The sequence below is a fragment of the Wolbachia endosymbiont of Ostrinia scapulalis genome (assembly GCF_023559145.1).
Taxonomy (GTDB): Bacteria; Pseudomonadota; Alphaproteobacteria; order Rickettsiales; family Anaplasmataceae; genus Wolbachia.
This window is the reverse complement of the sequence record NZ_CP096926.1, coordinates 62,646-74,720: the sequence shown is the minus strand read 5'-3', so window position 1 is coordinate 74,720 and position 12,075 is coordinate 62,646. Positions and strand designations below refer to the sequence as shown.

General features: G+C 33.6%; 11 protein-coding genes and 1 tRNA gene. 7 read left to right on the top strand and 5 right to left on the bottom strand.

Annotation, left to right across the window (positions count from 1 at the left end):
- Window positions 1–94: 94 nt before the first annotated feature.
- A tRNA-Met gene (locus tag M1L26_RS00380) sits at window positions 95–171 on the top strand.
- Between the two features lie 131 nt (window positions 172–302).
- Here M1L26_RS00380 and tmk read toward each other — a convergent pair.
- Window positions 303–920: a dTMP kinase gene (gene tmk, locus M1L26_RS00375; protein ID WP_211907662.1), complete on the bottom strand. Its 618-nt coding sequence runs from the start codon at window positions 918–920 to the stop codon at window positions 303–305.
- Between the two features lie 102 nt (window positions 921–1,022).
- Between tmk and M1L26_RS00370 the strand changes: the two genes are divergently transcribed.
- From M1L26_RS00370 to M1L26_RS00360, 3 genes are all read left to right on the top strand, one after another.
- Window positions 1,023–1,595, top strand: coding sequence for a thioredoxin family protein (locus M1L26_RS00370; RefSeq protein ID WP_250120203.1), 573 nt, complete (start codon window positions 1,023–1,025; stop codon window positions 1,593–1,595).
- Window positions 1,596–1,600: 5 nt separating this feature from the next.
- Complete coding sequence (locus tag M1L26_RS00365; RefSeq protein ID WP_064085907.1) at window positions 1,601–3,319, top strand: monovalent cation:proton antiporter-2 (CPA2) family protein; 1,719 nt, start codon at window positions 1,601–1,603, stop codon at window positions 3,317–3,319.
- 89 nt (window positions 3,320–3,408) lie between these two features.
- The gene (locus M1L26_RS00360; RefSeq protein ID WP_211907664.1) at window positions 3,409–4,569 is read left to right on the top strand and encodes an aspartate kinase; all 1,161 of its coding nucleotides are present in this window, start codon (window positions 3,409–3,411) and stop codon (window positions 4,567–4,569) included.
- A 15-nt stretch (window positions 4,570–4,584) separates the two neighbouring features.
- Here the strand turns inward: M1L26_RS00360 and recF are convergent, their stop codons facing one another.
- Together recF and bcp are read right to left on the bottom strand one after the other, a co-directional pair.
- Window positions 4,585–5,664, bottom strand: a complete 1,080-nt coding sequence (gene recF / locus M1L26_RS00355; RefSeq protein WP_211907665.1) for a DNA replication/repair protein RecF — start codon at window positions 5,662–5,664, stop codon at window positions 4,585–4,587.
- An 8-nt stretch (window positions 5,665–5,672) separates the two neighbouring features.
- Window positions 5,673–6,140 (bottom strand): thioredoxin-dependent thiol peroxidase, encoded by a 468-nt coding sequence (gene bcp, locus M1L26_RS00350; protein WP_250120202.1) that lies wholly within the window; start codon window positions 6,138–6,140, stop codon window positions 5,673–5,675.
- A gap of 63 nt (window positions 6,141–6,203) precedes the next feature.
- Between bcp and gshB the strand changes: the two genes are divergently transcribed.
- The gene (gene gshB / locus M1L26_RS00345; protein WP_211907667.1) at window positions 6,204–7,130 is read left to right on the top strand and encodes a glutathione synthase; all 927 of its coding nucleotides are present in this window, start codon (window positions 6,204–6,206) and stop codon (window positions 7,128–7,130) included.
- On the opposite strand, the gene M1L26_RS00340 is transcribed toward gshB, so the two are convergent.
- Window positions 7,115–8,137 (bottom strand): UDP-N-acetylglucosamine--N-acetylmuramyl-(pentapeptide) pyrophosphoryl-undecaprenol N-acetylglucosamine transferase, encoded by a 1,023-nt coding sequence (locus M1L26_RS00340; RefSeq protein WP_211908752.1) that lies wholly within the window; start codon window positions 8,135–8,137, stop codon window positions 7,115–7,117. The genes gshB and M1L26_RS00340 overlap by 16 nt on opposite strands.
- A gap of 73 nt (window positions 8,138–8,210) precedes the next feature.
- Here M1L26_RS00340 and M1L26_RS00335 point away from each other — a divergent pair, with 73 nt between their 5' ends.
- Window positions 8,211–8,576 (top strand): hypothetical protein, encoded by a 366-nt coding sequence (locus M1L26_RS00335; protein WP_211907668.1) that lies wholly within the window; start codon window positions 8,211–8,213, stop codon window positions 8,574–8,576.
- A 1-nt stretch (window position 8,577) separates the two neighbouring features.
- On the opposite strand, the gene lpdA is transcribed toward M1L26_RS00335, so the two are convergent.
- Window positions 8,578–9,963, bottom strand: a complete 1,386-nt coding sequence (lpdA, locus tag M1L26_RS00330; RefSeq protein ID WP_250120201.1) for a dihydrolipoyl dehydrogenase — start codon at window positions 9,961–9,963, stop codon at window positions 8,578–8,580.
- Between the two features lie 684 nt (window positions 9,964–10,647).
- Here lpdA and M1L26_RS00325 point away from each other — a divergent pair.
- Complete coding sequence (locus tag M1L26_RS00325; RefSeq protein ID WP_250120086.1) at window positions 10,648–11,973, top strand: IS4 family transposase; 1,326 nt, start codon at window positions 10,648–10,650, stop codon at window positions 11,971–11,973.
- Window positions 11,974–12,075 lie beyond the last annotated feature (102 nt).

The following is a 12,075-nucleotide window of genomic DNA, read 5'->3' as shown; positions in this document are numbered from 1 at the left end:
TAAGAAAGGTTAATAGATATATAAATATATGTAATAGTGTGATTTTATTCTTTTATTTATTATTATTACGCATATAATAATAAATAAGCAACGACGCGGGATGGAGCAGCTCGGTAGCTCGTCAGGCTCATAACCTGAAGGTCGTAGGTTCAAATCCTACTCCCGCAACCATCTTTCAATTGTACAAACATTGCGATTTCTCTTATTATAATAGCAATGGTATTTCTAACTCAAAGCTTGTTTTTGACCTGTAGGCTCAATCGTAACATTCAGTAAAAAACTCAGGGTATTTATTGACAAAATTATAGCGGCTGCATGCCTTTTTTCTTTTTTCTTATTACATCAATAATTTCACTATACGCTTTATTGTTGTCTTTATCTGCAATTACAGTAATAACATTACATCTATTAGATTCTTTTACAGCTATTTCTTGAAATCCTTTTCGAATTTTATGATAGGAATCAATGCTCATTTCTTCATACTTATTTTTATCCTTTGCTCTGCTGAGTCCAACTTGAACATCAATATCTAAAATAAATGTGATATCTGGATATTTAATTTCCACTAATTTGTGTAAGTCTCTTATTAGACTCAAGTCAACACCTAGTCCATACCCTTGATACGCAATAGTTGAATCGATAAATCGATCACAAATAACTGTCTTTCCCTCTTTAAGAGCTGGCAATATTAATTTTTTCATATGTTCGTGCCTCATCGAGATAAGCAGCAAGAGTTCAGAAATAGGATCAATATTATCCTTAAGTAGTAATCCTCTTATTTTTTCTGCAAAATCAGTACCACCTGGTTCTCTAGTCAATACGACATTATTTTCACCGTGAATTTGCTTGAAATAATTTGCAAGTAACTCAGATTGTGTTGTTTTACCAGAACCATCTATTCCTTCGAAGGTTATGAACATAAATTTTATAATTACAATGCTAAATGCAAACAGTGTACATAGAAACCATTTGACATTTAAGCAATAAGATCATAAATTATGGTATACAATTCTCTATGAGCTATGGTTACGCTAGACACTCCTAAGATAGATTTAGACTTTAATGCAAAGAATTTTAATCTCCTGGGAGTGGATAACAAATATTATACATTAAGTGACTGCTATGGGGAAAATGGTCTCATTGTAATGTTTATATGCAATCACTGTCCTTACGTTCAATCAATTATTAGCAATCTAGTAAGCGATGTTAATTTGTTGAAAAAAGATTATCAGGTAAACACCGTTGCAATCATGCCAAATGATGTAAATGAGTACCCAGAAGACTCCTTTGAAAACATGATTAATTTTGCTAAGGAAAATAAGTTTACATTTCCATATTTGATTGACAATAACCAAGAAGTAGCTAAAGAGTATGGTGCTGTTTGTACCCCTGATTTTTTTGGCTTTAATTCCAAACTAGCCCTCTGCTATCGCGGGCGTTTTAACAACACAAAAAAAGAGAAAGTTCAAAATTACGAAGTAGGAAGTAGTGATTTATTTCAAGCCATGAAATTTATTGCAGAAACTAGCAATCCTCCAGTTGACCAAAAATCAAGCATTGGTTGTTCAATAAAATGGTCTAATTCTACAGGTTAAATATTATGCACAGCGGCTCTCAGCATTTGTTTGATATTATAATTTTACTCTCTGCTGCTGTGTTTATAGTCATAGCGTTTTGGAAAATGAATATTAGCCCAGTACTTGGTTACTTTGTTGCAGGTGCATTGATTGGTTCTCATGGATTTAATCTGATACATTCAGTTGAAGTAATGGATAACTTTGCAGAGTTTGGCGTAGTTTTCCTATTGTTCATTATAGGTCTTGAATTGACATTTGAACGCCTTATCGCTATGCGTAGGCATGTGTTTGGGTTTGGTTCCCTTCAAGTTATAGTTACCATGATAGCAATATGGTGCATTGCTCTTGCCTTTGGAGTAAATACAAACATGGCAGCAGTTATCGGTGGTGGACTTGCACTATCCTCAACAGCAATAGTGTTGCAGGTTCTGCAAGAAAAGGGTTCTCAAGCAAGCCAAGTTGGTAGATTGTCAATAGCAGTGCTACTAATGCAGGACTTTGCAGTGGTACCTCTAATAGTACTAGTGCCCCTGCTTACTGGCAATTCTGAACACAGCTTAATAAGCTCGTTGGCAGGCTCATTAGTGCAAGCAGCTATTGCATTGGTGTTGATATTTGTAACTGGTAGGTTATTACTGAGGCCATTGTTTTCGGTTATTGCCAAAATGGAGAGTAATGAAATCTTTATATCAACAACACTTCTGATAATATTAGGATCAGCATTTATTACTGAACAATTTCATTTATCAATGGCATTAGGCGCATTTGTTGCTGGGTTACTAGTTGCAGAAACAGAACACAGGAATTCGGTAGAACATGCAGTATTGCCATTTAAAGACTTATTTCTTGGTTTATTCTTTATGACTGTTGGCATGTCTATTGATATTGACCTTTTACTCAATAAGTTACCACTCGTTACTTTATTATCAATTATCCTTATCGTTTTAAAGACTTCCATTATATATACATTGTGTAGATTTTTTGGATTTAGAAGTGCACCTGCAATACAAGCTGGATTACTGCTTGCACAAGGCGGTGAATTTGCATTTATTTTATTCCGTTTAGCAGATGAATTAGATGTACTATCAAGTGAAATCGCTCAAGTGCTTATGATGGTAACTACAGTAACTATGGCTTTTACTCCTCTTTTATCGGGAATTGGAGACTGGATAGCAAATTCATTTAGCACTGAAAAAATAATACTAGACGATGAAGCAATCGAAACAGACACACAAGATCTTTATAACCACGTAATAGTTGCCGGGTTTGGTAGAGTGGGATATATGGTAACGAAAATGCTTACTGCGGAGCATTTAAGTTATGTTGTTGTAGATATTCAATCAAAAATAGTGAAAGAAGGAAAAAATGACAGTTTCCCTATATATCTTGGAGATGCTACAAGATATGAAATTTTAAAATCAGTAGGAATAGAAAGAGCTCAAGCTCTTGTGGTTTCAATAAAGAACGAAGTCACTATAAAGAAAATAGTTTCTCTAGTTGCAACAAACTTCCCGCATGTAAATATTATAATACGTTTACCAGATTTGAATAATGTGGAGGTTTATAAAGATCTAGGGGCTAGTAAAGTTATTCCCGAAACGTCTGAAATTGGATTGCAGCTAGGTGGAGCAGCATTAAGTTTAAGTGGTATTAGCGAGAGCGGAGTTACATCTTTAAAAGGTAAATTTAGAAAAGGCAACTACAGTATGTTAAAAGACCTTGGTAGTGATAAAGATGAATAATCCTCTATCACTTTAATTAGTGACCAGAAAAACACATTTAATTAAGCAACTATACTCTCTAGAAAGGTGAAATTGACCTTATTGTAACTATGAACAAAATAATAATAAAAAAATTTGGTGGTACTTCGCTAACTGACTTAAATCGAGTTGCAAATCTAATAAAAAACGATATTGAAAAAGGTTATAATGTAATTGCTGTTGTATCCGCTGCTGCAGGATTCACTGACCAAATGGCTTTTCAAGCCAGGCAAATTTCAAATTTAAATTGTAGACAAGAGTTATCAGAGTATGATGTCCTGCTTTCAGCAGGAGAACAAGTCTCTTGCGGGTTATTAGCTATCACTCTTCTGTCTGTTGGAGTTAATGCTAAATCATGGCTCGCCTGGCAGTTACCAATTCTAACGGATAATTTTTATTCTGAGTCTAAAATAAAAAAGATAAAAATTGACCATGTAAAAAGATCTTTTGCTGAGGGTTATACTGCTGCAATCATTGCTGGTTTTCAGGGTATATACGATGATAGAATCACTACTTTTGGTAGAGGAGGATCTGACATCTCAGCAATTGCCTTTGCTGTAGTCTTTGGTATTAGGACTTGTGAAATTTTTACTGATATTGACGGAATATATACAGCAGACCCAAAAATTGTTCCAAGGGCACGCAAGCTTAAATCTATCTCTTACAATGAAATATTGGAGATGTCGTCATCTGGTGCTAAAATATTGCATAATCGTTCAGTACAACTTGCAATGAAGCATAATATTAAGGTGCAAGTGTTATCCACTTTTGAGGAAGTAGAAGGCACTACAGTACTACACGAAAAAGATGTACTGGAAAGATACTTAATTACTGGAATAACTTATAGCACTCACGAAGCTCTTGTAACTTTTACTAACTTTGCAAATACTCTGGATACTTTAAGAGATATAGCAGGAGCAAACGTTAAAGTTGACATGATACATGGGTCAAGCTTTTTGATTTCTAAATTTGATGTTGATTTAATGACAAAGTTATTGAACAAAAATGAAAATTATGTCGTAAACAATAATATAGCTAAAATTTCAATAATTGGTATTGGTGTTATGTCTAACACTGAAGTGATGTACCGCACACTCAAGGTTTTAAGCGAAAAAAAGATAGAAATACTTGCTGTCACAATGTCCGAAATCAAGATCAGTATAGTTGTTCAAAAAAAACACGCTGAGGCTTTAATTAGAGATTTACATACCGAATATGAGCTTGATGTATGACAGCACGCTTGAAATTTATTTACTTGATAATTCAAAAAACTTGAAAGAGCAAAGATAGTTATTGAAATTATCTTGATTTACATCGGTTATCCAAGTTTGACATTGAATGCTTAACACCTCCTCAATTAACACCTTTCTGTAATCTTTATCCAGATGAGACATTATATCGTCAAGCAGAAGAAGAGGTGCTTTATTGTAATGAATACACCTTGCTTTTACACTAGATAAGATGATAGAAAGCAGTAATAGCTTTTGCTCTCCAGTAGAACAAAGATTTATTGGCATGTCCCCTTTTTGGCAAAAAACCCGAAAATTATCATTATGTACAGAAAAGGTTACTCTACCAGTTAATGAGTCTTTTTCTCTATTTTCCTTTAGACGATTCTGAAAATATTCTGCAGTATCGTTCAAAGTTAGCTGACTGCTAAATTTCAAACTTGCCTTTGGAAAAAACTCACAAGAATGGTTATCAATTGTGCCCTGTAGTATTTTTAAAACAGACAAACGCATACGTAAAATATCAACTGCATTGGTAGCCATGACGTTTTCAAGGCTAGAGAGCCAATTTTCGTCTAAAATATTCTCTCTAAGCAGTTTACTTCGCTCATGTTTAGCTTTCCTGTATTTCATATAGCAATAAGTGTAATTTTCTTCAAACAGTGAGACGATACGGTCTAAAAATTTTAATCTGTCACTCGGAGAATTAAGAAGAATATAGTCCATTTGTGGAATGAGCCATATTACATTGGATATTCTATACAGAGATGAATAACTTGATTGTGTTTTTCCATCAATTTGTATTAGTTTATTATTAAGATTCTTTCCTATACCAATTGAGTTAAAGTATGTTCCATTAAAAAAGTCATAATGCACTGCCCAATCTTCATTACTGAGTCTATTTTGCATCTCACTAATTTTTACTTTTTTCATGCCATTACTTTTAGCAAGCAATGAGATTGCTTCAAGTATATTAGTTTTACCAACACCATTTTGACCAGTTATTACAACCGATCTATCGTCTAAATCCAGTTCGAAATTTGAATGACTACGGAAATTATGTAATTTCAATTTTTTTATATAGCAATGGGTAGCCATTCTTTAATTTATATTCTGCTTACTTCCTCTAAAACCTCATCAACATGTCCACTCACTTTTACATTTTTCCAAATCTTCACTACTTTACCTTTTTTATCTATTAAAAAAGTAGTACGCTCTACTCCCATATACTTTTTGCTAAACATACTTTTCTCTACCCAAACACCATACTTTTCCAACATTTCAGCATTTTCATCAGAAACTAAAGAAAATGGCAGAGAATATTTTGCTTTGAAGTTAGTGTGGCACTTAACGCTATCTTTTGATACACCAATTATCACTGTGTCAAGAGAAGAAAAATTTTCTATATTGTCTCTAAAGCCTTTTGCCTCCATTGTGCAGCCCGGAGTATCGTCTTTAGGATAAAAATAAAGAACTACATTTTTTTTATCAAAAAATTCACTCAGTGATAAAATCTCACCAGAATCTGTTGGCAAGCTAAAATCAGGTGCATTATTTCCTATTGTTAATTCCATACTTTGCTCCATTATTAACACTTTTATGGTACTATATTATATTGTAATAGGAAGGGAGGATAAATGAAAGTAGCTTTTCAGATGGATGAAAGTATAAATTTTGAAGCTGATACTACATTTTCATTAATAAAAGAAGCGCAAAGAAGAAGGTACGAAATTTTTGTTTATGTACCTAATAATTTAGCACTCAAGTTAAATCAGCCAATTGCCCTTGCTCAGAAAGTCAGCGTTGATGATTGTAGCTTCATTTCAAAAGAGGATGTAGTAATCAACCTAAATGAAATGGATATCATATTTATCAGACAGAATCCACCATTTGATATGCGGTACATTACAACAACCTATATCTTAGAAAAGACTACTGCGTTAGTAATAAATAATCCAACAGAAATAAGAAACTGCCCTGAAAAATTAATTACTTCACTGTTTCCAGAGCTAATTCCTCCAACTTTGATCACTGAAAATATATCGATGATTAGAAATTTTTGTCACGACTATCAAGATATCATCTTGAAACCACTATATAGCTATGGAGGAAATGACGTAATAAGAATACAAGACCAAAATAGCATTCAAGTGGTAGTTGATCTCATGATTGCAAAATATGAATGTCCTGTAATTGCACAAGCGTTTTGTAAAAAGATAAATACAGATAAAAGAATACTGCTACTGGATGGAAAGCCAATAGGAGTAATGAAGCGAGTTCCAAAGTCTAGCGGAGAAATCAGAACAAATTTGAGACTCGGAGCAAGTTTTGAGCCTGTCCAAATGAATGATAGAGACAACGAAATATGTAATAAAATTGGTCCTGAGCTAAAGAAAAGAGGGCTAATATTCGTTGGCATTGATATTATAGATGACTTCCTTCTTGAAATTAACACAACTTCGCCTACGGGAGTAGTTTATATCAATAAGTTGTATAGTAAATCACTAGAAAAAGAACTATGGGATGCATTTGAAGAAAAAGCAATTCGTCAACTAAGTTCTTGAGCTATTGCCTTAATAAATTCAGTAACTCCATTCCTTATTCTTGTTTTCTTAGTATTATTAGCCATATCAAGCAATTTTTGACAATTTTGCAATAAATCAACTAGCAACTCTCCTAGATTCTTTTTCGCGTTACTATTTTGCTCAACCATTACAGCTGCTCCCGAATCTTCAATATGTTTTGCATTATAAAATTGATGGTTATCTTTTGAGTGAGGATAAGGAATATATACAGCAGGACGCTCAGCAAGAGTAATCTCTGCTATTGAAGTTGCCCCCGCTCTGCTAATTACCAAATGAGCATTGGCCAGTTTATTTTCCATATCATCGAGAAACTCACTTAACTCACAATCAATTCCTTCACTTTTGTATAGACTCTTGACCTTGTTTATATTTTTCTTCGTACATTGCTGCGTTACTCTAATCCTCTCTTTTACTTCAACAGGTAGATCACAAATTACGCTGCTCACTACATCATCAAAAAAATTTGCACCCTGACTGCCTGCTATTATTAACACGTTTAAAACTGTTTCAGCTCTAGAATAGCCTTGTGCTTCTATATCGACAAAATTTCCTGTAAAAACGCATTTACTACCTTCTGCATACTTAGTCTCTGGAAAGCTAGTTGCAATTAATTTTGCACTCTTGAAAAAGAATCTATTTACTCTCCCTAAAACTATATTTTGTTCATGTAAAATTATAGGTATAGAAAAAATCTTTGCTGCAAAAAGAGTTGGAAAAGAAGCGTAGCTACCAAAACCAATGATTAGCTTTGGTTTTAATTTTCTTGTTTGATACAGTGCTAATACACAACTATACATTAACAAAAAGAGAAACTTCAATTTGTTGCCACTTGGCTTGCACAATGGTAAAATATAACTTTCTATATTGATGGTTTTTTGATCAGTGAATAATATACAATTGTGCCCTTGTACCTTTAGTGCTTTTGCTAAGGTTATAGCTGGAAAAACATGCCCACCTGTACCGCCTGTTGCTAGAATAATATCCATCTGTAAATAGCAATTTGATAATAGATTATTAATCATTTTTTAATAATCTGCATGTAAAATTTTATTAAGCTTTATGATAGTTGAGTTAAAAATGCCTGAAAGTAGCAACAGCAAAAACGTGAAAAACAAGCCTCAAGAGCAAAGAGAAGGCGGAAGCGGAGGTTTTATAGGATTATTAAAAAGCATAACAAAAGCTCTTTTTAACTCAGTTGTTGATCTACCTCAGCAAGAACAACTCAATAAAAATATTGATAGACAACAAGGTTTAGACAGTAAAAGAAAAAGCCCAGAGGATCTTAATCAGGAAAAAAAGCTTGAAGTGAAAGAAGCAGCTGAAGGGTTAAAAGAAAAGTTAGAAAAATCTGATATTGGTAATCAATCTATTAGAATTGAATCGCCTAATCAGGATAATTGTAGCTCTAAAACAATGAATCGTTAGCTTAACTATTTAACGATTCATCATCTGCAGCAAGTACTGATTCGTGTATAATTTCCGAAATAGTTGGATGAGGAAAAATCGTAGATTTTATGTCGCAGTCTGTTCCCTCTAGTTGCTTTGCAAGAGCGAAATTGCTAATTAACTCTGTTACTTCCGCTCCTATCATGTGAGCTCCAAGAAGTTCGCCTGTTTTTTTGTCTATAATTGTTTTCACTAAACCTTCAGTTTCACTTAGTGCAATAGATTTACCATTAAAGTTGGAGTGAAATTTTCCTACTTTTATATCGTATCCACTTTTTATTGCCTGTTCCTCAGTAAGGCCAACGCTTGCTACTTGCTGATGAGAGTAAGTGCAATTTGGTATGCACTCTTTTTTTAACTTATGAGCATTTTTACCAGCAATTTTCTCAACACAGATTACAGCTTCATGACTTGCTTTATGCGCTAAACATGGGGGACCAGCTACATCACCTATTGCATACACACTTGATTCACTTGTTTCATACCACTCATTCGTTTCAATGAAACCAGAAGGACTCAACTTAATTTTTGTATTTTCTAAACCTATATTTTCAGTGTTTGCTTGAACGCCAACTGCAACAATTACTCTATCGAATTCTTTATTATCACCACTACTTAGCTGCACTTGAACAGAGTCTTTATTTTTAGTGAAAGTTTTTACACTATTGCTCGTATATATTTTTATTCCTTGTTTTGTAAATATCTCTTGTACTAAATTTGAAATGTCTTTATCTTCCAGCGGCAAAATAGTGTCTTTTACTTCTATAATTGTTACATCAACCCCCAAAGTACTATAAAAACTTGCAAATTCTATTCCTATCGCACCAGAACCTATGATTAGTAGCGATTTTGGTAACTTCTTTGGAGTCATAGCGTGCTGCGCATTCCATATTAAATCTCCATCCGCCTCTATTCCAGGTAGATTTCGCGCTCTAACACCTGTTGCTAAAATGATATGATTGGAAGAAATTTCCTCCTCCTTTTTGTCATTAAGAATTTTTACAGTACGATTACCTGCAAGTTTACCAAAGCCTTGATGAACTTTGATGTTATTTTTTTTCATCAAATATGCAACACCGCTTGACAATTTATCAACAACGTTTCTTGAGTATTTCACTATTGATTGTATATCAAAACTTGCATCCTTTACTTTTATGCCAAATTCTTCTGATCTTGTTATTAACCTATAAATTTCAGATGCTCTAAGTAGCGATTTTGTTGGTATACACCCCCAATTTAAGCATATACCACCCAAATTTTCTTCCTTTTCAACAATTGCAGTTTTAAATCCAAACTGTGCCGCTCTAATTGCTGCTATATAACCACCAGGACCGCTGCCTATAACTGTAATATCATACTCATTCATCAGCTTTCTTCGTATTCAAAAAGATTATATATAACAGATGGAACCCGTATGATCAATGCTCAGGTGCATAGAAGCGGCTTGACAAATCTTCCCACTTTTCTTCTTATACCAATAAGAGTATTTATCCTTATTTTTAATCTCCGCGGGTTTAACAACAAAACTCAGATATTTATTGGCAGATTACATAAAAATTATAGCGGCTGCATGTTTTTTAAATTTTTTCTACTTCAGCCAAAACACGCTTGTTAGCACATTATCAATTTACATTATTAAAACTCGCTATATAGGGATTCTTTTGCCTTTTTTTTACTTAGTAAATTTATTAATATTTATAGCTAAAGCTTCAGGCCAGCACTTGATGCTGAAATCTTTACTACAAATAAGCATATTGAGCACAAAATTATGCTAAAACACAACGTTTTTGGTGAGACTATGGACAAACTGAATCCCAGTATCTGGGCACTGGGATGACAAGAAATAGGCTGCTTGAATAACAACGAAAGGTTATTTGGATGATAGCTACACTTCCAGTGTCAGCTACTCGGATGACAAGAAAGAGGGCACTGACATGCTGAACCATAATGTTCGTACAGCCATACGCGTCAAGTTAAGGAAATAAAGGTATGAAAGAGATAGAATAATAAGGTATAAGTTCTCCCAGATATACTTTTAGTGAGAGAACCAATGAATAAAATAACTTGCTTATCAAAAAAGCTCAAAGAATTTTTTAATGAAAAAGCAGAGAAAATCTCAATTACAACAAGGTTTATAAAAAGAAAGAGAAAGCTAAAAGGTTCATCATTCGTAAAAGCCATGGTCTTGGGTAATATAGGAGTTGATAATTGTAGCGTAGAAACAATGTGTCAATTACTAAACGAGGACTCGATAGATATAACAAAACAAGGTTTGGATTTTAGATTTACTGAAGAAGCAGTGGAATTTATGAAAAGGATGTATAATGAATCTGTGATTCTCTTTAAAAATATCTTGCAAGTTGATTGCAAAATCTTACAGCAATTTAATAGTGTTAAATTATTGGACAGTAGCTATATTACTCTACCTAACAGTATGGAAGAGATGTATAAAGGTTATGGTACTAGCTACAGTGGCTATGAAAGCAATACTAAGTCTGGAATAAAGTTACAATTAGTTTTCGACTACATGAATCAGATAATAGACCAACTTAATTTAACGGAGGGGGTAAGATCAGACCAGGGATATAGGAAACATTTAAGTAATATATTAAGCAATGATTTGCTAATATCTGATCTCGGTTATTTTGTGCCAAGTTCTTTTAAACAAATCAATGAAATAGGAGCTTATTTCATAAGTCGTTATAAATCTGATACCAACATATATGATGTAGAAACAAATCAAAAAATGGAGTTATTAGAATGTTTAGAGGATAAGTTATTTTTAGAAAACGAGGTATTGTTAGGAAAAGAAGCAAAAATTAGAGTAAGAATTATATGTCAGAAACTAACTGAAGAACAGTCTATGGCCAGAAGAAGGAAAGCTAATAGATTAGCAAGATCGCAGGGATATACATCCTCTAAAAGAAATCAAAAATTGTTGAACTGGTCAATATTTATAACTAATGTTCCAGAAAATAAAATTAGTGCTGAGCAAGTATTAACGATTTACAGAGTAAGGTGGCAAATTGAGTTATTATTTAAATTGTATAAAAGCTATATCAGGCTTGATAAGCTAAAAGGAAAGCCATGCAGAGTATTATGTGAACTATATGCTAAATTGTGCGCAATTCTTATATTTCACGGCATAGTTGGTTGCACAGAAGTGAAAAAGAATACAGAACTTAGCTTAACAAAGGCATTTATTGAGCTAAAAAGGCGGGTTAGAGAGTTATTTTTAGTATTAACCAAAATTAATAGTTTAAAAGCATTTCTTAAAAAACTCACTATAACTTGGTCGCTATTTTCATTAAAAGACAAACGTAGAAGGGCTAGAGTATCCACTTTAACCTCTCTAAATTTGCTCACAATCTCTTAACTTGACGCGTATGGTTCGTACAGCTGTGCAAGAATCAGTGGGTGTGACTTGCCAAATTTTTAAATTACGGACAGCACCAAGTAACGCACAAGTACAGCGTCT

Excerpts from the sequence above, each read along its gene's own strand:
- tmk (WP_211907662.1), bottom strand. The coding sequence starts at position 920 with ATGTTCATAACCTTCGAAGGAATAGATGGTTCTGGTAAAACAACACAA.
- M1L26_RS00370 (WP_250120203.1), top strand. The coding sequence starts at position 1,023 with ATGGTTACGCTAGACACTCCTAAGATAGATTTAGACTTTAATGCAAAG.
- M1L26_RS00365 (WP_064085907.1), top strand. The coding sequence starts at position 1,601 with ATGCACAGCGGCTCTCAGCATTTGTTTGATATTATAATTTTACTCTCT.
- M1L26_RS00360 (WP_211907664.1), top strand. The coding sequence starts at position 3,409 with ATGAACAAAATAATAATAAAAAAATTTGGTGGTACTTCGCTAACTGAC.
- recF (WP_211907665.1), bottom strand. The coding sequence starts at position 5,664 with ATGGCTACCCATTGCTATATAAAAAAATTGAAATTACATAATTTCCGT.
- bcp (WP_250120202.1), bottom strand. The coding sequence starts at position 6,140 with ATGGAATTAACAATAGGAAATAATGCACCTGATTTTAGCTTGCCAACA.
- gshB (WP_211907667.1), top strand. The coding sequence starts at position 6,204 with ATGAAAGTAGCTTTTCAGATGGATGAAAGTATAAATTTTGAAGCTGAT.
- M1L26_RS00340 (WP_211908752.1), bottom strand. The coding sequence starts at position 8,137 with ATGGATATTATTCTAGCAACAGGCGGTACAGGTGGGCATGTTTTTCCA.
- M1L26_RS00335 (WP_211907668.1), top strand. The coding sequence starts at position 8,211 with ATGATAGTTGAGTTAAAAATGCCTGAAAGTAGCAACAGCAAAAACGTG.
- lpdA (WP_250120201.1), bottom strand. The coding sequence starts at position 9,963 with ATGAATGAGTATGATATTACAGTTATAGGCAGCGGTCCTGGTGGTTAT.
- M1L26_RS00325 (WP_250120086.1), top strand. The coding sequence starts at position 10,648 with ATGAATAAAATAACTTGCTTATCAAAAAAGCTCAAAGAATTTTTTAAT.